The sequence below is a fragment of the Curvibacter sp. AEP1-3 genome, from assembly GCF_002163715.1.
In the GTDB taxonomy this organism is placed as follows: domain Bacteria; phylum Pseudomonadota; class Gammaproteobacteria; order Burkholderiales; family Burkholderiaceae_C; genus Allorhodoferax.
The window spans coordinates 2,112,470-2,134,160 of the sequence record NZ_CP015698.1 but is presented as its reverse complement, the minus strand read 5'-3'; the positions used below and the strand labels follow the sequence as shown (position 1 = coordinate 2,134,160).

Here is a 21,691-nt window from a genome sequence, read left to right as displayed (position 1 = left end):
TGTTTAGGTCCATTGGAAATCGGAAGCGCTGAGCGCTGCCGCGGAACTTCCAAGCAAAGTGAGCTTCATGTCGGCTGCGCCGTTGCCATCGGAGTCGATAAGCAGTGTACCGGTAGAGGTTCCACTGTTATAGGCCCAAGTAGCCTGTGCATTGCCCGTATTACTGAAGCTACTCACGATGCTGAAGGTGCCGTTTCCAAGGCCTTCAAACACGAGTTTGTCCTGACCGACCACGAAGTCGTTCACAGTATCCGCCACGGTCACGCTGGATTGCAGCGTGTCGCGGAACACAAAGCGGTCCGCGCCACTGCCACCGATCAGGGTATCGGCACCGTTGCTGCCGACCAGGGTGTCGTCGCCTGCGCCGCCGTTCAGCGTAGAGCCCACAGTCGCCAATGCCAGGGTGATGGTGTCATCTGCTGCACCACCGATGATGCTTTCAATGCCGGTGGCGGTCACATTGTTGGCGCCGGTGCCTGAGAGCGTGAGTTTGTCTGCACCGGCACCCAGATTGAAGGTCACTGAGTTGGCAACCTCGCCCAAAGTAATGTCGTCATTACCACCCGAAGCAATCAGGGTTTCCACACCCAGGATGGTCAACTGGTTGGTTCCGCTGGCGGCAAGCGTCAAGGTGTCGCTTGCGCCACCCAGATCGATGGTCGCACCGGTGATGGCGGTGGTGTAAGTGATGCGATCGCTGCCACTGTTGCCGTTGAGGAACTCAACGCCTGCCACAGACACGGTGTTCACACCGGAAGACAGGTTCAAGGTATCGCTACCTCCTGCCAGGTTGATCAAACCGCCGGAAAGCGTAGTGCTCAGGGTCACCGTATCTGCACCGGAGTTGCCGACGATGGTTTCCACACCGGATGCCGTGAAGGTATTGGTGAAGTTGCCCAGGTTCAAGATGTCAGTACCACCCGCCAGGTTGTAGGTGGTGCCGTTGACAGCGGCAGTGAGTGTGATGGTGTCTGCTGCTGCGTTACCGGTGACCGTTTCAATCGTGCCGTCGGAAAGACTGAAGTTGTTGATTCCGTTGAAGAGGCGCAACTCATCGACCCCGTCACCGCCTGTGAGGCTGGTGGCACCTGTGATTACCGCGCCAAATGTCACGATGTCACTGCCCGTACCACCGATGATGGTCTCGACATTGGATGCGGTGAAGTCGTTTCCGTCGTTGCTGAGAATGATCTTGTCGCCCAAGGTTCCAAGATCAATCACATTGCCTGTCAAACCGGCTGTGAAGGTCAGGGTGTCAACAGCGCCGGAGCCCAGCACGCTTTCCACGTTCATGACGGTCAGGGTGTTGGCGCCCGTGCTGGCCAAAACCAGCTTGTCGGTGCCGGCACCCAAGTTATACACACCTGCAGTCTGTGCGGCGGTCATGGTGATTGTGTCCGCACCCGCATTGCCCGTGAGTGTCTCTACACCCGCTACGCTTGCCGTATTGTTAAAGTTGGCGAGGTTCAGGATGTCGGTGCCCGAGCTGAGGTTGATCACGCTGCCCACTGCTTGGGTGGTAAGCGTGATCGTGTCAGCGCCGGAGTTGCCGGTGATCGTTTCCACGTTGGCCAGTGTTGCCACGTTGGTGAAGTTGCCGAAGGTCACCGAATCTGCACCGGCGCCCAAGCTGTAGGTGTTGCCGGTTGCTCCGTTGGTGCTCAGCGTGACCAAGTCTGACGCGGAATTGCCGATCACGGTTTCCACCGAGTTGGTCACCGTGATGTTGTTGACGCCATTGAACAGTCGCAGTACGTCTGTCCCGGCACCCAGGTTGAAGGATCCACCTGCAGCAACGTTGCCCAAGGTGATGTCGTCCGCCCCGGCATTGCCCACAACAGTTTCCACACCAATCGCGGTCAGCGTATTGTCAAAGTTGCCTAGTGTGAGTGTGTCGACCGTACCGCTTCCCAAGTCAAAACGCCCGGCCGTTGTTTGCGTCAGGAAGGTGATCTTGTCGTCAGAGCTGCCGCCGACCACACTCTCCACATTGGACATGGTGAATGTGTTGGCTGCAGTTGCCAAGTTAAGCTTGTTGGTGCCGCCACCGAGGTCGATCACTGCACCGGTCAGACCGGTTGCGAGTGTCACCGTGTCATCCGCAGCATTGGTCGTGATGGTTTCGGCATTAGACACCGTCAGGGTATTTGTGCCCGAACTCGCCGTCAGGGTCAGGGAGTCTGCCCCGGAACCCAGATTGATAATGGCAGCGGTGGTATTGGACGTCACCGTGACTGTGTCTGCGCCGGTGCCACCCGTAATGGTCTCCACGTTCGCCAGGGTAACGGTGTTGCTGGCTCCGGTCAGTGTCATTTGGTCCACACCGGCTCCGAGGTCAAAGCTGCGGCCTGCAACCGCTGCGCTCAGCGTGATGACGTCATTCGCGCCACCGGCAACCAGTGTCTCAATGTCGGTGTTCAGCGTCAGTGTGTTGGCGCCGGAAGTAGCCAACACCAGTATGTCCGTGCCCGCGCCCAGGGAGATGTTGGATCCGCTCACTGCGCTGGACAACGTCACCGTGTCATCTGCGCCCAGACCCACAATGGTTTCGATGTTGCCTGCAGTAAGGCTATTGGCGCCGGATGCCGAGAGCGTCAGTTTGTCTATGCCGGCACCGAGGTCAAAGGTCTGACCGGTCACGCTGTTCCCCAGCGTGATGAAGTCTGCGCCGGCATTGCCCACCAGTGTTTCGACGTTTGTCACGGTCAAGGTATTCGCGCCGTTGAACAGGACCAGTTTGTCACTGCCATCACCCAAGTTGATGGTTCCCACGGAGACTGCTGCTGTCAGCGTGATCGTGTCGACCAAGGTACCGCCCAACAGGGTTTCGATGGAGTTGCCCAGCGACAGCGTGTTGGCAAAGTCGCCCAGTTGAACGATGTCGGTACCCGAGCCCATGTCGATACTCAGCCCGGATGCGGCTGTAGCCAAGGTGAGCGTATCAGCGCCTGTGCCACCGACAATGGTCTCGATGTTGGAGACAGTGAGACTGTTGGCACCGTTGGCCAAGGTCAGTTTGTCGGACCCGCCGCCCAAGTCCAGAGCCGCATTGGTCGCCAGGCTTCCCAGGGTAATGGTGTCCACACCGGTACCCGCAAGTATCGATTCGGTGTTGCTCACTGTCAGGGTGTTGGGGCCGTCTACCAAAGTCAAGACGTCTGCGCCGGAGCCGAGGTTGTAGGTGCCACCGGATTGGGCCGCGGTCAAGGTCACCAAGTCCGCACCGGTGCTGCCTGTCAGGGTCTCCACGCCGCTCAGGGTAACAGTGTTGCCTGCGCCAGCCAGTGTCAGTGCGTCAGAGCCTCCGCCCAGGTTGTACACGTTGCCGTTGACGGCTGCGCTCAGCGTGACGAGGTCTGCCCCTGAGTTGCCCACGACAGTTTCGATGTCACCACCCAAGGTCAAGTTGTTGCCACCATTGGCCAGGTTCAGGATGTCGGTACCGCCACCCAGCACAATGCTGGTGGTGCCTGACAGGCCTGCGCCCAGAGTTACGGTGTCATTGCCGTTGTCACCGGTGATGGTTTCCACGCCGGTTGCAGTCAGGGTGTTGTTGAAGTTACCCAATGTCAACGTATCTGCACCAGAACCGAGACTGTAGTTGCCTGCCGTGGTCTGAGTGGTCAGAGCTACCGTGTCCGCACCGGCACCGCCAGTCACGGATTCCACGTTGCCCAAGGTCACCGTGTTTGCGCCGGTCCCTGTTGCCAAAAGCGTGAGGGTATCGGTTCCCGAGCCGAGGTTGTATACAGCGCCTGTTACGGTGGTGCTCAACGCAATCGTGTCGTTTGCATTGCCGCCCACCAGCGTTTCAACGGTGTTGCTGAGGGTCAGCGTGTTATTGAAGTTGGCCAGAGTCAGGGTGTCGGTGCCACTGCCCAGGTCGAACGAGCCTCCGGTACTTCCTGCCGTCAGCGTTACTGTGTCATTGCCTGTACCGCCCGTGACCGTTTCGATGTTGGCAGCGGTGACGTCGTTGGTGCCATTGGCGAGCACCAAGCGGTCCGTGCCGCCGCCCAGGTCGTAGGTACGGCCGGTGACTGCGCTCGACAGGGTGATGAGGTCCGCGCCGGAGTTGCCGATCAGGGTTTCGATATCAGCGCCAACGGTCAGTGTGTTGGCTGCATTTGCCAGCGTCAGGGTGTCAGTGCCGGAACCCAGCACGATAGATCCCCCGGTGACTGCTGCCCCCAGAGTCACACTGTCGTCGCCGGAGTTGCCAGCAATGCTTTCGGCGCCGGACACAGTCAAGGAGTTGGTGCCGTTGGCCAGGGTAAGCACGTCTGCGCCGGAACCCAGATCGAAGACGCCGCCCGTGATGGTGGTGGACAGGGTGATGTTGTCAGCGCCCGAGCCGCCTTTCAGGGATTCCACGTTCGACAGGGTCACCGTGTTTGCACCGGTACCGGTGGCCAGCAACACCAAGGTATCCGTACCCGAGCCCAAGTCGTAGGTGTTGCTTGCAGCTACAGCTGTCAGAGTGACCGTATCGTTCGCGGTTCCGCCCACCAGGCTTTCAATCGCAGCGTCAATGGACAGGCTGTTGTTGAAGTTGGCCAGGGTCAGTACGTCGGCGCCTGCACCCAGGCTGACGGAGCCGCCGGAAATTGCGGTAGTCAGAGTGATCAGATCATCACCGCTGTTACCCACGATGGTTTCCACATTGCCCAGCGATACAGTGTTGTTCGCGTTGAACAGGTTGACGCGGTCAGCACCTGCGCCGAGGTCGAAAGTGCCGCTGGTTTGGGCTGCACTCAAGGTCAAGGTGTCGGCACCTGTGCCGCCCAGGATGGACTCTATGCCACCCACGGTCAGTGTGTTGGCGCCATCAGCAAGGGTCAGTTGGTCGTTGCCGGTACCCAGGTCGTACACATGACCGCTTACCGCACTGGTCAGCACGATGGTGTCGGCAGCCGAGCTGCCGGCCAAAGACTCGATGGAGCCGTTCAGGGTCAGGGTATTGGCCCCCAATCCGGACAAGGTCAGCCGGTCTGCGCCAGCGCCCAAGTCGTAGGTGTTGCCGGTGACGGCACCGTCCAAGGTCAGCGTGTCGGCGCCGGAGTTACCCAGCACGCTTTCGACGTTGCTGCTCAGGGTGAAGCTGTTGGCTGCATTGGCCAGGATCAGGGTGTCGTTTCCACCGCCCAGATTGAATGCACCAGTGCTCACGCCACCATTGAAGGTCACCGTATCCGCACCTGAGCCGCCGGTGATGGTCTCTACCGTGTTGCTTGCTGTCAGGCTGTTGGTGCCATCTGCCAAGGTGATGGCGTCCGTGCCAGAACCCAGGTCGAAGTTGCCTGCGGTCACAGTCGTGAGCAGGGTGATGACGTCAGCGCCAGCGCCACCGGTAATGCTCTCCAGGTTGGAGGCTGTGACCGTGTTGCCGCCTGCTGCCAGGAACAATTTGTCCACGCCGACACCCAGATCCAATTGAGCACCTGCTACCGCTGCACCGAAGGTGATGACGTCGGCACCTGCATTGCCTTCCACAGACTCCACATTGGTGAGTGTCAAGGTGTTGCCGCCGGTGGCGAGGGTGACCTTGTCACCGGTGCCGGCGCCGAGATCCACCACCGCATTGAACGGGCTGGCATTGGTCATGGTGATGACGTCATTGCCGTTGCCGCCAGTCAAGGACTCCACGTTGTTGATGGTGGCTACGTTGCCGCCGTCGGCTAGCGTCAGGCGGTCACTGTCATTGGAGCCGGCCAGGTTGACCGTGCCCCCGGACAGGGTGGTGGTCAGGGTGACCACATCATTGCTGCCATTGCCAATCACGGATTCAACGTTTGCCAAGGTTACGTTGTTGTTGCCCGCGCCGGAGAGTTGAACGGTGTCGTTGCCTCCGGCAAGATCCATGTTCGCACCATTGATGGCGGCTCCGAGTGTGACGTTGTCATCCCCGGCGTTGCCAATGATGGATTCCACGTTGGAAGCCGTAAGCAGGTTGGTGCCACTGGCGAGAGCGAGGCTGTCGGATCCACCCGCCAAGTCATACACTCCGCCGGAAACAGCTTGGGTCAGTGTCAAAGTGTCGGCTGCTGCGCCGCCGATGACCTGTTCCACACTCGCGTCCAAGCTCAAAATGTTGGCCGCAGCGCCGGAGAGGGTCAGCCGGTCCACGCCGGCACCCAAGTTGAAGACACCACTGCTTTGCGCTGCACCCAAGGTGATGGTGTCTGCGCCTGTGCCGCCGGTCAGTGTCTCCACGCCGGTTGCGGTCAAGTTGTTGCTGCCGTTGGCCAGGATCAACTGGTCAGATCCGCCTGCCAGATCGATGTTGCCATTGCTGATGACGGAGCTGAGCGTCACGATATCGACACCCGAGTTTCCGATGATGGTCTCGACATTGCTGGCAGACAGCGTGTTGGCGCCGTTGGCCAATGTCAATTTGTCGGTGGTACCGCCACCCAAGTCGATCAGCAAGTTGGTGGTCACGGTGGTCAGGGTCACTTCATCCGTGCCGGAGCCGCCCACAATGCTTTCTACGTCGCTGGCGGTAATGGTGTTGGTGCCGCTGGCCAGAGTCAAACGGTCTGTGCCGGCCCCCAGGTTGTAGACGGTGCCGGTGGTTGCTGCTGTCAAGGTGATGTTGTCAGCCAGCGTACCGCCAGTGACTGTTTCAACCGTTGCGTTCAGGGACAGGGTGTTGGCTGCGTCGGCCAGAATCACTCGGTCTGTTCCGCCGCCCAGATCCACCGAAATGCCGCTTACCGCTGCAGTGAAGGTTACCGTGTCGTTCACCGAGCCACTGCCGGCAATGGTTTCAATATTGTTGACGGTGACGGTATTGGCGCCTGCGCTGGAAAGGATCAGTTTGTCACCTGAGCCTACGCCCAGATCGTAGGTTTGGCCTGTGACGGCACCACCCAATGTCACGATGTCATCACCGGCACCTCCGACCAGGCTTTCGACCGAGGCCGCTACTGTCAGAGCGTTACCCGAAGCGCCCAATGTGAGCGTGTCGGTGCCCGCGCCCAGATCAATGGAGCCACCGCTGACGCTGGTGGCCAAGGTAATACTGTCGTCGCCGCTGCCGGTCGCCTGAATGGTCTCGACGTTGCTAACGGTGAGTGTGGTTCCGCCAGCAGCCAAGGTCAGGCTGTCTGCGCCCGAGCCGAGGTCGATGCTGGCCCCGCTGATGGCCGCACCCAGTACCACCGTGTCCGCTGCGCTTCCGCCGGTGATGGTTTCAATGCCTGTGGCGGTCAGTGTGTTGGCACCCGCACCGGACAGTGTGAGTGTGTCGGTGCCGCTGCCCAAGTCAAAGATGGCATTGGTGACGGCAGCGCCCAAGGAGATAGCGTCAGCCAATGTGCCGCCAACGATGCTTTCAATCCCTGACACCGATACGGTGTTGGCAATGTTGGTCAGCGTGAGCGTATCCGCACCAGAGCCGCCCACGATCGATTCGACGTTAGTCGTTGTGATGGCGTTGGTGCCATTTGCCAGCACCACCTTATCGCTACCTGCTGCGAGGTCGATCATGGCTGTCGTGGTTGCAGCACTGAAGGTAACGGTGTCCGCACCGGCATCGCCGGTGAGAGTTTCGACTCCCGCCACGGTCAGGGCGTTGGTGCCGTTGGCCAGTGTCAGGCTGTCGCTTCCGCTGCCCAAATTCACTACCGCGCCGGTCACGCTGTTACCCAGCGTCACAGTGTCTGCGCCTGTACCGCCTGTCAGCGTCTCGACGTTGGATACGGTAAAGACGCCGTCGCTGTTAGACAGGGTCAGTACGTCCGCGCCGCTGCCCAAGTCCACGGTGCCCGCAGAGCTGCCGGCACCCAAGGTAATTGCGTCAGACCCGGTGCCGCCGGTGATGGACTCCACATTGCTCACGCTCAAGGTGTTGGCACCGTTGGCCAGCACCAGCGCATCGTTGCCTGCTGCGAGGTTGATGGTCACGCCCGATGCGGCCACTGCCAGGGTCAGGGTGTCGTCGCCGGTTCCCCCGGTGACGGACTCCACGTTTTGCGTGGTGACCGTGTTGGTGCCGTCTGCCAGTGTCAGGCTGTCGGTTCCGGATCCGAGGTTCACGACAGTGCCGGTCAATGCGCTGCCGAACGTGACGCTGTCAGCGCCCGTGCCGCCATTGAGCGTTTCGACGTTGCTGATCGTGACCGTGTTCACGCCATTGGCCAGGTTCAGCGTGTCTGTGCCCGCACCCAGGTTGACGTTCACCGCCGCGGTGTCGGTAAGTGTGATGGTGTCTGCGCCGGAGTCACCGATCACTGTTTCCACGCCAGTCAGGGTCAGGGAGTTGTCCTCGTTGAACAGGGTCAGCGAGTCACCGGTGCCTGCTGCCAGGTTCACCACACCGCCAGTGACGCCCGCACCGAAGGCGATGACGTCGTTCCCTGTATTACCGGTAATGGTCTCTACGCCGGTTGCACTGATGGTGTTGTTCCCTGCTGCAAGCACCAAGGTGTCGGCCCCTGCACCCAGGTTGGCATTGAGGCTGGCGACGTTGGTCGACAACGTCACGGTATCTGCGCCCGAGTCACCGATGATGGTTTCTACGTTGGTGATGGTCAGGTTATTCGGTGCATCGAACAGGGTCAGGATGTCCGTACCGCCCGCCAAGTCGACCTGCACACCACTGACGCTATTGCCCAGTGCCACGGTATCGGCCGCGGCGTTACCGACGATGGATTCGGTGTTTTTGACGGTCAGCGTGTTGGCGAAGTTGCCCAGGTTCAGTACGTCTGCACCGGCGCCAAGATCGATCTGGCCAGCAGTGCTCGCGTCGCCCAGAGTCAGTGTGTCAGCGCCTGTGCCACCGTTGATGGTTTCCACGCCAGTCGCGGTGAGGCTGTTGGTGCCGTTGGCCAGTGTGACCTTGTCGGCGGTGCCCGCACCCAGATTGATTTGGCCTGCAGTGAGTGTGGTGGTGAGGGTGACCTGGTCTACCCCGGAGTTGCCGGTGACCGACTCTATGTTCGAGAGCGTCACGCTATTGGAGGCATTGGCAAGTGTCAGGCTGTCTGCACCGCCGCCGAGATCCAAGCGCATGTTGGCGACACCGGCACTCAGAACAATGGTGTCGTCGCCAGCGCCTGCAGTCAGGCTTTCGATGCTGTTGCCCAAAGTCAGTACGTTGTTGCCGCCTGCAAGATTCAGGCGGTCGCCCGCACCGGCACCCAGGTCGTAGCTGCCGCTGGTGACCGTGGCACTCACGGTGATGGTGTCATTGCCGGCGCTGCCGACCACGGTTTCTACTGTGGTGTCCAGCGTCAGGGTGGAGCCCACGCCGCCCGCAAGTGTCAGGGTATCCGTACCGGAACCCAAAGAAATGGTGCCGCCGCTCACGGCGGTTCCTAGGGTGACACTGTCGTCGCCGGTGCCGCCGGTGATGGTTTCTACACCTGTGGCGGTCAGACTGTTGGTGCCGTTGGCAAGGGTCAGACTGTCGTTACCTGCATTCAGGTTGATGACACCGGCTGTGATGGCTGTAGCCAGGGTGATCGTGTCATCGCCGTTGGCGCCGGTAATGGTTTCGATGTCACTCGCAGTGAGCGAGTTGGCAGATATGCTGGTCAGTGTCAGGGTGTCAGTGCCCGAACCCAGCTGGTAAATGCCGCCAGTGACTGCGGCCGTCAGCGTGATGGAATCTGCCAATGTGCCGCCCACCACGGTCTCTACCGTGGCATTCAGAGACAGCGTATTGACCGCATCCGCCAGAATGATTTTGTCCTGGGTGCCCGCGCCCAGATCGATGCTGGTCCCCGATACGGCGGCAGTGAAAGTGACCGTGTCGTTGGCAGTTCCCCCTGCAACAGTTTCCACGCCCACCGCGGTGATGGAGTTAGCGCCTGCGCTGGACAGGGTCAAACGGTCACCTGTGCCGGCTCCCAAGTCGTAGGTCAAGCCGGTAACGGCGCTGCCGACAGTGATCAGGTCGTTGCCCGATCCACCGACCACGGTTTCAATGCTTCCGCTGACAGTCAGGGTGTTGCCACCATTGGCCAGATTCAAGGTGTCGGTGCCAGTGCCCAGATCGAAGCTGCCGCCGCTAACGGTGGTGCTCAGGGTCACTGCATCGTCACCGGTGCTGCCCACAACGGTTTCCACTGCAGACACTGTGATGGCGCTGCCATTGCCCGCCAAGGTCAGGGTATCGGTACCGCCGCCGCCAACCACGCTTTCCACGTTGGTGGCGGTGAGACTGTTGGTGCCACTGGCCAGGCGGAGGATGTCGATCCCGGCCTTGAGGTCAAATGTTGCACCGGTCACCGCTGCACCCAGAGTGACGCTGTCATCCAAGGTGCCGCCAGTCAGGCTTTCGATGGAGGACACGGTCAAGGCGTTAGCAATGTCGGTAAGGGTCAGTGTGTCGGTTGCTGTGCCGCCGGTGATGGTCTCTACACCGCTGGTAGTCAGGGTGTTCGCGACGTTGGTGAGCACCAGGGTGTCGGTTCCTGCGCCACCGGTAACCGTTTCCACGCCCACGGTGGTGACTTGGTTGGTGCCACCTGCGAGGGTCAGGGCGTCAGCACCTGCACCCAGCGTCACCGTGATGCCACTGGCCGCACTACCGATGGTGACAAGATCGTCACCGGTGCCGCCGGTGGTGGTTTCCACGCCTGTCAGGGTGTAGGAACCACCGTCTGCGGAGAATGTCAACGCATCCGTTCCGCTACCCAGATCAATCGTGCCTGCAGTAGTGCCCGCGCCCAGGGTGACGGTGTCTGCGCCGGTTCCGCCACTGATGGACTCAATGCCCGTGGCGGTCAGAACGTTGGTGCCATTGGCCAGTGTCAGCTGGTCAGTGCCGCCCAACAGGTCAATATTGGCGCCGTTGATGGCCGCACCCAGGGTGATGTTGTCGGCACCAGCGTTACCAGTGATGCTTTCGGTTCCGGACACGGTCAGGGTGTTGCCGCCGGCGGCCAGCGTCAAGCTGTCAGTGCCAACACCGAGGTTGACGGTACCTGCTGCTACCGCTGCGCCGAAGGTCACTGTGTCAGCCGCAGAGCTTCCGGTGAAGCTTTCCACATTGTTGACAGTGATGGTGTTCGCCCCGGTACCGTTGCCCAGGATGACCTGGTCGGCGCCGACGCCGAGGTCATATACACCGGTGCCAGCTGTCAGCGAGTTGAAGGTCACTACATCGTCGCCGACACCACCTGTGACGGTCTCAATGTTGGCGACAGTGATGTTGTGATTTTCGACGGACAGGGTCAGCACGTCGCTGCCAGCGCCAAGGTCGAAGATGGCATTCGAAATGCCTGCGCCCAATGTGATTTGGTCTGCACCAGCATTACCCAATACGCTTTCGGCACCTGCCACCGTCAAGGTATTGTTGCCGTTCGCCAGAAACAGTTTGTCGGCGGTACCGGCGCCAAGGTCGATATCTCCCGCCGCTTGCGCCGCGCCCAGTGTCAGTGTGTCGGCACCGGAGTTGCCGACGATGGTTTCTATGCCCGTAGCCGTGATGACGTTGGTGCCATCTGCCAAATTCAATTGGTCGGTACCACCTGCCAGGTCGATGACGGCGCTGGTGCTGGCTGCTCCCAGGGTCACGGTGTCGTCACCGCCAACACCGGTAATGCTTTCAATGTTGGACGCGGTCAGCGTGTTGGTGCCTGTGGTCAGGGTCAGGGAGTCGGTGCCGGCACCGAGGTTGAACACCCCACCTACGCTGGCATCGCCCAGAGTCAGGGTATCGGCGCCTGTGCCACCGGTGACGGTTTCAACCGCAGTGGTTGTGAGGCTGTTGTCAGAGTCCGCGAGCACGATCCGGTCAGTGGTGCCGCCTGCCAGATTGAACTGGCCGTTGGTGACTGCTGTGCGCAACGTAATCTGGTCGGCACCGGAGTTACCGGTGATGGATTCCAGGTTGGAGACCTGCAGGATGTTGGCTGCGTTAGCCAGTGTCAGTTTGTCAGCGCCGCCAGCACTGTCAATCTGCATGTTGATCACACCTTGGGTGAGGGTGATGTCATCAGCGCCGTTTCCGCCAATCAGGGTCTCCACACTGCCGTTCAAGGTGACCGTGTTGCCGCCGTCGGCCAGGTTCAGGCGGTCGGAGCCTGCGCCCAGATCGAAGGTGGTGCCCGAGGCTACAGCGGCACTCATCGTGATCGTGTCCGCACCGGAACTGCCGACCAGGCTTTCAATCGTGCCGTCCAGCGTGAGTGTGGAAGCGCCACCCAACGTCAATTGGTCGGCTCCTGCCCCGAGGCTGAAAGAGCCACCGGTAACGCCGCCGCTGAAGGTAACGTTGTCTGCTCCACCGCCACCAGCGATGGTTTCTACACCGCTGACCGTCAATGTGTTGCCACCTGCATCCAGCGTCAGTGTGTCGGTTCCGGCACCCAGAGCCACGGTTGCGCCCGAGACGGCACCAGACAGGGTGATCGTGTCGTTGCCTGTGCCGCCAGTGATGGTTTCAATGTTGCTGGCCGTCAGGCTGTTGGTGCCATTGGCCAGAGTCAAGCTGTCGCTGCCGCTGGCCAGATCTACCGTTGCGCCGGTGATGGCTGCGCCGAAGGTCACGGTATCCGCGCCGCTGCCGCCCAAGACACTTTCAACGCCGGTTGCGGTCAGGACGTTGGTTGCGGTATCCAGCAGGTTCAGAACGTCGGCGCCGGCGCCCAGGTTCACGCTATTGCCCGAAATGGCAGCGGTGGTAAGCGTAATGGTGTCGTTGCCGGTGCCGCCGGTAATGGTTTCTACGTTGGCTGCACTGAGCGCGTTGGTGCCATTGGCCAGCGTCAGGCTGTCGATACCGCCTGCAAGATCAATAGTGCCGCTGGTTTGTGCCGCACCCAGGGTAATGACATCGGAATTGGCCTCGCCGGTGATGGACTCCACGTTGGAGACGGTCAGGGTGTTGCCGCCGGAGGCGAGTGCCAGAGAGTCGGCGCCGGCGGCCAAGTCGATGGTGGCACCGGACGTGGCTGCAGTCAGCGTCAGGACATCGGCTCCGCCGCCGCCTGTAATCGATTCCACGCCGCTGGCGCTCAAGGTGTTGCCGCCGGCGGCCAGCGTCAGGCTGTCGGCACCAGAGCCGAGGTTGGCCGTAGCACCCGTGATGGCGGCTCCGAACACCACCGTATCTGCGCCGGTGCCGCCGGTGACGGTTTCCACGTTACTGGCGGTGAGGCTGTTGGTGCCGTTGGCCAGGGTAATGCTGTCTGCGCCTGAGCCCAGTTGGTAGACACCGGCAGTCACCGTACCGCCCATGGTGACGGTGTCGTCACCGGTGCCGCCAGTCAGGGTTTCGATACCCGTGGCGTTCAGGGTGTTGGTGCCGTTGGTCAGCGTGAGGGTGTCAACTCCAGCGCCGGTGCCGAGGTTGAAAACACCGCCGGTCGTAGCCGTCAACAACGTGACGGTGTCGTCACCGGTGCCGGCGGAAACGGACTCGACGTTGGAAGCTGTGATGACGTTGGTGCCTGCCGCCAGCGTCAGGGTGTCGTTGCCCGCAGCGAGGTCAAAAACGCCGGTTTGTGCGGCGCCAAGGGTAAGGGTGTCAGCACCGGCGCTGCCGGTGACGGACTCGACGTTGGACAGAGTGACCGTGTTGCCGCTGCCTGCAAAAGTGATCTGGTCGGCGCCATCGCCGAGGTTGATGCTGCCACTGGCCTGTGCCGCGCCGATGGTGATCACGTCGTCGCCACTGGCGGAGGTGGTGATGGTCTCGGCGTTGGAAATGGATGCGGTGTTGCCGCCTCCGGCAAGCGTCAGGGAGTCAGTACCGGCCAGCAGGTCAATAACGCCCGCAGAGGCGATGGCGGTCGTCAGGGTGATGGTGTCGTTGCTGGTGCCGCCGGTGACGGTTTCCGCACCTGCCACGTTCACCGAGTTCACACCGTTGCTAAAGGTGATGGTGTCATTGCCTGCGCCCAGATCAAAACTGCCGGAAGTGACCGCAGTATTGAGGGTCAGCACGTCAGCGCCACTGCCCAAACTGACGTTTGCCGCGCCGAAGGAGCCTCCCATGGTGACGGTGTCGTCCCCGGCCACACCGACCACGGTTTCGACGTTGTTCAGAGTGATGGTGTTGGTGCCGGTGGTGAGGGTGACCTTGTCGCTGCCAGCGCCCAAGTCCATGGTGACGCCGGTGGCGGCTGCAGACAGGGTCAGCGTGTCTGCACCTGAATTGCCGGTGACCGACTCGATGTTGGCGATGGTTCCGGTATTGGCAAAGTTGCCCAAGGTCAGGCTGTCGATACCGGCCCCGAGGTCAATCAGGGTGTTGCTGACATCCGTCAGCTGGGAGCTGATGGTGATCGTGTCCGCCCCCGTTCCCCCCACGATCGTGTCGATGTTTCCGGGCAGGGTCAGATTGCTGTCGCCGCCGGATATGGTGATCGTGGTCATGGTAGGCCTCTCGGATTAAGTGTCTGCTGGCAATTTCTTGGCCGCACGGCAGGTAACCCGGGTCACCCACTTCAACAATACGGCCTCTCCACGGTATTACGTCAAATCTGAAAAAATCTTGAGGCCGATGGGCTACAAGCCGGAAATATTCCGCTTTTCAGGGTTTATGACGAAGAGCAGGCTGGCTGGATATACAGCTTGTGTTTATGTATGAAATTGGCATCTGGCGCACGCTGAATGTGCGCGAGTAGCTATCAAAAATATAGTAAATCAATCACACCTGCATATTCATGATGTCGGTGTACGCCTGGACCATGCGGTTGCGTACATGCAGGGTAGCCTGGAAGCCGATCTGGGCTTTCTGGATGGCCACCATGGTTTCCTCCAGGCTGACCTTGGGGTTCTCCATTTGCACTTCCCGCTGCAAGCGGCTGGATTCGTTCTGGGCGGCGCTCACGGAGCTGAGGGCATTTTTCAGTTCCCCGGAAAAACCGCCGCCTACGCCGGTGGCGCTGCTGGCCCCGCCGGGTTTGATGCCGGTAGAGGGGCGGATGGAGGTGGGCATTGAGACGGGTGTGAGCTTGAGATCCATGCTGGTCTCCCTGTAAGTTGGGTTGCCGCGAATCCTATGCCCGCACCTCTCTGCGTATTTTTTTGAATTGGAGGGTAAAGCCGGGGCTTATTACCCTAATGTTTTGGAGGGTGGGTCGAATAATCAGCCCCATTCATGCGGAGAAGCCCGCCCTCAGCCCTGGAAACCAAGACATGCCCGCAGTTGCCACCATTCCTGTGAACCCCACCCTGGGACAGCGCCTCACGGCTCTGGATCAGGGGCAGCGCATCCGATTGGCTTTGGGTATCGCTCTGTTTGTAGCGATTGCCGTGGTCGGCCTGGTCATGGGGCGCCAAGCGGAATGGCGGGTGCTTTACTCCAATCTGGCGGACAAGGACGGCGGTGCCGTGATTGCCCAGCTGACCACCATGAACGTGCCCTATAAATATACAGAGGGCGGTGGCGCGATTCTGGTGCCGGCAGACCGTGTGCACGACGTGCGGCTGAAGCTGGCTTCCCAAGGTCTGCCCAAAGGATCTGTGAGCGGTTTCGAAATGATGGAGGCCAATCGATTCGGCATGACCCAGTTTCAGGAGCGGCTGACTTTCCAGCGCGGGCTCGAAGGCGAGTTGACCCGCTCTATTCAAGCGCTATCTTCCGTATCCAGCGCCCGGGTGCACCTGGCACTTCCTAATCAGAATGGCTTTTTCCGGGAGCAGCAGAAACCTTCAGCCTCCGTGTTGTTGAGTCTGCACCCCGGTCGTGCGCTTGACAAAGGTCAATTGGCCGGCATCGTGCACCTGGTGGCGTCCAGCGTGCCTGAGATGAACCCGAGCGCAGTGAGTGTCTTGGATGACACGGGCAAACTCCTGTCCGCTAACCCCGACGCGGCCGCTGGCGTGGATGCCGAGCAACTGCAGTATGTACAACAGATTGAGCAGCTTTACAGCCGCCGCATTCTGGACATGCTGGAGCCGCTGGTGGGCAAGCAGAATGTCAAGGCGCAAGTGACGGCGGAGCTGGATTTCTCCCAAACCGAGAGCACCACCGAATCGCACAAGCCTAACCAGACGCCTGACAGTGGCGCCGTGCGTAGCCAGCAATTGGTGGAAAGCACCAATGGCACCCAGCCAACGCCTCCAGCCGGCGTGCCCGGTGCCACAACCAACCAGCCACCAGCCCAGCCCGCCGCGCCTATCAACGGCCAGCCACAGACATTGGCCGCCAACGGCCAGACGGCTGCGGGAGCCGCCAACAGTTCATCCAAGAAAGAGTCCATCATCAATTACGAGGTGGACAAGACCATCCGCGTCACCAAAGGTGCGGTGGGTGCCATCAAGCGCATCAATGCGGCGGTGGTGTTGAACAACCAGTCCGTCACCGATGCCAAGGGCGTGACGACCAGTGTGGCCCTGACAGAGGCTCAGCTGGAGAAGATGACAGCCCTGGTCCGTGAGACGGTGGGCTTCAACCAGGACCGCGGTGACTCGGTGAATGTGGTGAACGCTCCATTCGCTCCTGAAAAAGCTGAAGTGAACGACACGCCCGTCTGGCGTCAGCCTGAGGTTCAGGAGCTGGCCCGCAGCCTGGCTTGGCCTCTCGGCACCCTGGGCTTGGCAGCACTGGTACTGCTGGGTGTGATCCGCCCTGCGATGAAGGCGCTGACCCAGCCCGCACCGGTGGCCGAACCGCTGGAAAACAATGACGTTGCGCAGCTGGATGCCATTGAGAACGATCAGCCAGAACGTCCTCAACTGACAGGTCCGAGCTCCGCCAATGAGGCGCAACAGGCGTCTCCCGGCGAACTCCGCCTGGAAGATGCCCGCAAGCTGACACGGGACAACCCCGCGGCGGTGGCCAATATCGTCAAAGCATGGATGAATGGAGAGGCACCGGCGTAAAGCGCGGCGCAAAATACCACCATGGCAAACGAAGACGGACTCCAAGACGCAGCAATCCTCATGATGTCTCTGGGCGAAGCAGAGGCATCCGAGGTTTTCAAACACCTGTCGCCCAAAGAGGTTCAACGCCTCGGAGAAGCGATCGCCAAGACCACTCAACTCACCCGCGAAAAGGTGGATGAAGTGGTGGACAAGTTCACCGGGGTCGCGGCCTCGCAGAGCTTGCTGGTCTCCAACTCGGGCGACTACGTGCGCTCGGTGCTGAAACTGGCGCTGGGTGACGACAAGGCCGCTTTACTGATTGACCGCATTTTGCAGGGCGGCGATGTCTCCGGCATTGAAAGTTTGAAGTGGATGGACCCGCTTTCGGTGGCGGAGCTGCTGCGCAACGAACACCCGCAAATCGTGGCGGCCATCCTGGTGCACCTGGATTACGACCAGGCCGCTGATGTGTTGAAGAACCTCACTGAGCGCCAGCGCAACGAAGTCATGCTGCGAGTGGCCACCATGGAAGGTATTCAGCCTACCGCCCTGAAGGACTTGAATGAAGTGCTGTTCAAGGTGCTGGCCGGTGGCGACAAGATCCGCAAGTCGTCGCTGGGTGGTGTAAAGACAGCGGCCGAGATGATCAACTTGATGGGTACTGCCATCGAGGGCACGGTGATCGAATCCATCCGCAGCCACGATGCGGATTTGGCCCAAAAGATCATGGACAAGATGTTTGTCTTCGACGATCTCAACAAGCTCGACGACAAGGCCATCCAGATGGTGCTCAAGGAAGTGTCTTCCGATGTGCTTATCGTGGCACTCAAGGGCGCACAGCCCGAGCTCAAGGACAAGATTCTGGCCAACATGTCGTCCCGTGCGGCGGCAACCCTCAAGGAAGACTTGGAGTCTCGGGGGCCCATGCGCTTGTCGGAAGTGGAAGCGCAGCAGAAAGAAATTCTCAAGGTGGTGCGCCGTTTGGCAGACGAGGGCCAGATTGTGCTCGGCGGTGGAGGTGGCGACGACGCCATGGTCTGATGAATCGAAACCAAGCACGTTTTATCCCCGGCGAAGAAATTGGTTCCGTCACCGATTGGGACTTTGGCGATGTCGACAAGTCCTCTTCCCGCTTTGCCGCCAAGTTGGCTGCCCAAGCACTGGCTGAAGAGCAGGCCAAAGAGGCGGTAGTGCGCCAATCGTCCTTCTCGGAGGGACATGCCCAAGGATATGCAGAGGGTTACGCCCAAGGGCATGCCCACGCCACGCTCGAAGGCCAGCGCCAGCTCAATTACTACATCGCCAACGAGGGCAAAGTAGCCGCCGAAGCTATGGCGCAGCTGTTTGCAAATGCCCAAACGCAGCTGGCCGAGTCGGAGCAGGCCATGGCCCAGGGTGTGCTGGAATTGGCCTGCGAGATTGCCCGCCAGGTTTTGCGGCATGAAATGTCCAGCAACCCGAACGCCCTGCAACCGGTGGTACGTGAGGCACTGAGTGTGTTGGCCATTGATAGCAAGGCCGCGCTTGTGCGGATGAATCCACTGGATGTGGAGGTGTTGTCTGAAGTGTTGCGGCAGGAGTTTTCCAACCTGTCTTTGACGTTGCTGCCTGATAGTGCAATCTGCCGCGGCGGTTGCCTGGTGGAGGCGGCCGGCACGGTGGTGGATGGCACCGTAGAGCAACGCTGGCGCAAAACGGTAGCCACCCTGGGCTTGGAAGCCCCTTGGGAAGATGCAGATGCAAACCCCTGAGTCCACTCCCTCCACGGCTCCCGCCAAATGGGCGGATTACCTGGCCCAGGCCCGTGCTGCCGTGGGTGAAGAGTCATCGCTGGAAGTGCGTGGTACGTTGACCAAACTGACGGGCTTGGTGTTGGAGGCGAGTGGCATCCGGGTGCCCGTGGGTTCCCAATGTGTGGTCACCATGAAGGCGCGTGAGCCTGTGCTGGCGGAAGTCGTCGGTTTCTCGGGCGACCGCGCTTACCTGATGCCGGCGGGCGATGTGCATGGCTTGTCCAGTGGCGCCGGTGTGGCAGCTGCCGCTGCGTTTGTGCCCGTGCCTCGCTTGGGTGAAAAGACGGTGCCTGCAGATGCAGCATCTGCAGGCATGTTGCGCTTGCCCTTGGGTGATGGATTACTGGGCCGTGTGGTGGATTCGCAGGGTTTCCCCATGGATCGCATGGGGCCGTTGGCCGATGTGTCTGCCCGTGTCCTAGACCGTAAACCGATCAATGCCATGGACCGCGCGCCGGTGCGTGAAGCGCTGGATACCGGCGTGCGCAGCATCAATGCCCTTTTGACAGTGGGCCGTGGCCAGCGCTTGGGCTTGTTTGCCGGTTCCGGCGTCGGCAAAAGCGTGTTGCTGGGCATGATGGCCCGCTATACCCAGGCGGACGTCATCGTCGTCGGTCTGATCGGCGAACGTGGCCGCGAAGTGAAAGAATTCATTGAAGACATTTTGGGCGTGGATGGCAGAGAACGATCTGTGGTGGTTGCCGCTCCTGCGGACGCGCCACCATTGTTGCGTATGCAAGGTGCGTCTTACGCCACCGCGATTGCCGAGTACTTCCGTGACCAGGGCAAGCATGTGCTGCTGCTGATGGATTCGCTGACCCGCTATGCCATGGCGCAGCGCGAAATCGCTTTGGCCATTGGCGAGCCGCCAGCCACCAAGGGTTATCCGCCATCCTGCTTTGCCAAGTTGCCTCAATTGGTGGAGCGGAGCGGCAATGGTCTCAACGGCGTCGGGTCCATCACCGCTTTTTACACCGTGCTGTCTGAAGGTGACGACCAGCAGGACCCGATTGCAGATGCGGCCCGCGCCATTCTGGACGGGCACATTGTGCTGTCGCGATCCTTGGCCGAGTCCGGGCATTACCCCGCGATTGATGTCGAGCAATCGGCCTCGCGGGTGATGCACAACGTGGTGGATCGCGGCCATTTTGAGCAGGCGCGGCGTTTCCGCAGCCTCTATTCCAAGTACCAGAGGGGTCGGGATTTGGTTCAGATTGGTGCTTATGCGCCGGGCTCCGACCCCGTCCTGGACGAGGCCATTGCTCTGCAACCCGGCATGATCCAGTTTTTGCAACAGGACATGCAGGAAGCAGCGCCCATGGAGCAGGCATTGGCCGAGCTGGCGCTGAGTACTTCCGTGGAAGCGCTGCCATGATTTGCGGTGTGATCGGCGGTTCGCATGGCTGACTCATCCGGCCTTTTGCTGGCAATCTCACTGGCAGAGCGCAAGCGGGATGAGGTCATTCGCGCTTTGGCACAGAGCCAGCAAAACGTACAAGCTGCGATGGGCCAGTTGGACCAGTTGCGCTCCTATGCCGGCGACACGGATCACCGTTGGGTCAGCACAGGTTCAGTGGGGCTTTCGGTGGAGTTGATCAAGCATCACTACCAGTTCAGTGGCCGGCTACAGCAAGCTATTTCGATGCAAGACGGCGTGATTGCCAATCTGCAGCGCCATGTCGAAGGCGTAAAGCAACAACTTCAGCTAGCCGAAAGCCGCTTGTCGGGATTGAACAGCGTGCTGAAGAAACGACGGGCTGAGGCGGAACGCATTGCCCAGCGACGTGATCAGGCGCAGATGGACGAAATGGCAGCCCAACTTTTTGCGCGAACCCGCGCTCAGCAAACCCAAGGTGAAGCACGATGAGCATCGAAATCGCACCCAAAGCTCCCGCATCCGCAAAGCCTGCCGAGGGCAGTTCCGGGCAAAAAAGCACCGACAAGCCGGAAGGGGGCAGCGCGAACAACGCCAAAAGTTTTTTGGCGGCTTTAGCCTGTGCCCAAGAAGTGGCACCTGTGGCTGTTGATGCGACGATTGCACCCGCAATGGATCCGGCGACCAATGGGTTGGTGGCAACGGACCCGGCACTTCTGCAGGAAAAACCGCTGGACGGTGTGTCCGGAATACTGCCGGATCCTGCACTGTTGTTGGCGCAAGTGGCGGCAGTGCCGGTAACGGTTGCTCCCTTACCCGCTGAAATCGCTCGCGGTAAGTCTGGGTCAGTAGCGGGCAGGGATGGTGCCTTGCCCCTGCAAGCTGCGCTGGATTCTGCGCTTGGTAAGCCATTGAACACCCCGCAAGCCAAATCTGGCAAAGTGGCTTTGGATGCGGCGGCCCAAGCCGCGCAGCCTGAGTTGGTAGGCGCTTCGACAGCGAACACGAGTGCAGCAGCAATAGCCGCTGCGAGCAAGGAAGCGACCCCAGAGCGGATTCACAAATTTGTCCAAGAGCTCACAGCTTCATTAACCAAAGCTCCAGAAGTCAGCACATTGGCCCTGGGTTCCAGCCGGGAACGTTCGCAGGAACTCCAGGCGAGTCCCAGAGTGTCATCGAACGAGGTGTCTGCGCAGAACTGGGCTGCGCCTCAGGGTGCTGGAGGTGCCATGGGCGTGGATGGGGTTGTCGCGGGAGCTGCAACTGCCAGCGCCGATGGGCAATATGCTGAGCAGGTCAGCTATTGGATTAGCCAGGATATACAAAAAGCGGAAATGACACTGGATGGTTTGGGCGCCAACCCTGTCGAGGTCAGCATTTCTATGCAAGGTAAAGAGGCCACGGTTGTTTTCCGCTCTGACGAGGCCTTGACCCGTGAGGCCCTTGCCAATGCTAGTTCCCAATTGCAAGACGCCATGAGCCGCCAGGGGGTGGTGTTGTCAGGGGTGTCGGTTGGTACTTCGAATTCGGGTGACTCGCAGCGGCAGGGCTCTGGAGGCAAACCTTCCGGTTGGAAAGTCGGGACGGTGGAAGCTGCAGCTGAGCCCGCCCCAAGCATTTCCAGAACTGGACCATCGGGGCGATCGATTGACCTGTTTGTGTAAGTGGGCTTGGTGAAAATGACAGGTGGAAATGAATAATCCCCCTTATTCACGCTTATGCGCTCTTGGAGCCATGAATAATCCCCTTAACTTCA

At 60.3% G+C, this 21,691-nt stretch carries 8 protein-coding genes; 6 read left to right on the top strand and 2 right to left on the bottom strand.

Annotated features, from left to right (window positions below):
* Positions 1-3: 3 nt before the first annotated feature.
* Together AEP_RS09840 and fliE are read right to left on the bottom strand one after the other, a co-directional pair.
* Positions 4-14,331 carry a hypothetical protein gene (locus AEP_RS09840; RefSeq protein WP_087495210.1) on the bottom strand — a complete coding sequence of 4,776 codons (14,328 nt, stop codon included), beginning with the start codon at positions 14,329-14,331 and terminating at the stop codon, positions 4-6.
* Between the two features lie 274 nt (positions 14,332-14,605).
* Entirely contained in the window at positions 14,606-14,923 is a 318-nt protein-coding gene (fliE, locus tag AEP_RS09835) for a flagellar hook-basal body complex protein FliE (RefSeq protein ID WP_198301932.1), read from the bottom strand.
* Between the two features lie 173 nt (positions 14,924-15,096).
* Here fliE and fliF point away from each other — a divergent pair, with 173 nt between their 5' ends.
* The 6 genes from fliF to AEP_RS09805 are packed head-to-tail and all read left to right on the top strand — an operon-like array spanning position 15,097 to position 21,599.
* Entirely contained in the window at positions 15,097-16,785 is a 1,689-nt protein-coding gene (fliF, locus tag AEP_RS09830) for a flagellar basal-body MS-ring/collar protein FliF (RefSeq protein ID WP_087495209.1), read from the top strand.
* A gap of 21 nt (positions 16,786-16,806) precedes the next feature.
* The gene (gene fliG, locus AEP_RS09825; protein ID WP_087495208.1) at positions 16,807-17,808 is read left to right on the top strand and encodes a flagellar motor switch protein FliG; all 1,002 of its coding nucleotides are present in this window, start codon (positions 16,807-16,809) and stop codon (positions 17,806-17,808) included.
* Entirely contained in the window at positions 17,808-18,518 is a 711-nt protein-coding gene (locus AEP_RS09820) for a FliH/SctL family protein (RefSeq protein ID WP_087495207.1), read from the top strand. Before fliG ends, AEP_RS09820 begins: the two co-directional genes overlap by 1 nt.
* Positions 18,505-19,935 (top strand): flagellar protein export ATPase FliI, encoded by a 1,431-nt coding sequence (fliI, locus tag AEP_RS09815; protein ID WP_087497274.1) that lies wholly within the window; start codon positions 18,505-18,507, stop codon positions 19,933-19,935. The genes AEP_RS09820 and fliI overlap by 14 nt, the downstream gene beginning before the upstream one ends.
* Positions 19,936-19,959: 24 nt before the next feature.
* Positions 19,960-20,427 carry a flagellar export protein FliJ gene (fliJ, locus tag AEP_RS09810; protein WP_087495206.1) on the top strand — a complete coding sequence of 156 codons (468 nt, stop codon included), beginning with the start codon at positions 19,960-19,962 and terminating at the stop codon, positions 20,425-20,427.
* Positions 20,424-21,599, top strand: coding sequence for a flagellar hook-length control protein FliK (locus AEP_RS09805; RefSeq protein WP_087495205.1), 1,176 nt, complete (start codon positions 20,424-20,426; stop codon positions 21,597-21,599). Before fliJ ends, AEP_RS09805 begins: the two co-directional genes overlap by 4 nt.
* Positions 21,600-21,691: the final 92 nt, after the last annotated feature.

Bases quoted from the DNA above. Each gene is read 5' to 3' on its own strand.
- AEP_RS09840 (WP_087495210.1), bottom strand. From the start codon at position 14,331: ATGACCACGATCACCATATCCGGCGGCGACAGCAATCTGACCCTGCCC.
- fliE (WP_198301932.1), bottom strand. From the start codon at position 14,923: ATGGATCTCAAGCTCACACCCGTCTCAATGCCCACCTCCATCCGCCCC.
- fliF (WP_087495209.1), top strand. From the start codon at position 15,097: ATGCCCGCAGTTGCCACCATTCCTGTGAACCCCACCCTGGGACAGCGC.
- fliG (WP_087495208.1), top strand. From the start codon at position 16,807: ATGGCAAACGAAGACGGACTCCAAGACGCAGCAATCCTCATGATGTCT.
- AEP_RS09820 (WP_087495207.1), top strand. From the start codon at position 17,808: ATGAATCGAAACCAAGCACGTTTTATCCCCGGCGAAGAAATTGGTTCC.
- fliI (WP_087497274.1), top strand. From the start codon at position 18,505: ATGCAAACCCCTGAGTCCACTCCCTCCACGGCTCCCGCCAAATGGGCG.
- fliJ (WP_087495206.1), top strand. From the start codon at position 19,960: ATGGCTGACTCATCCGGCCTTTTGCTGGCAATCTCACTGGCAGAGCGC.
- AEP_RS09805 (WP_087495205.1), top strand. From the start codon at position 20,424: ATGAGCATCGAAATCGCACCCAAAGCTCCCGCATCCGCAAAGCCTGCC.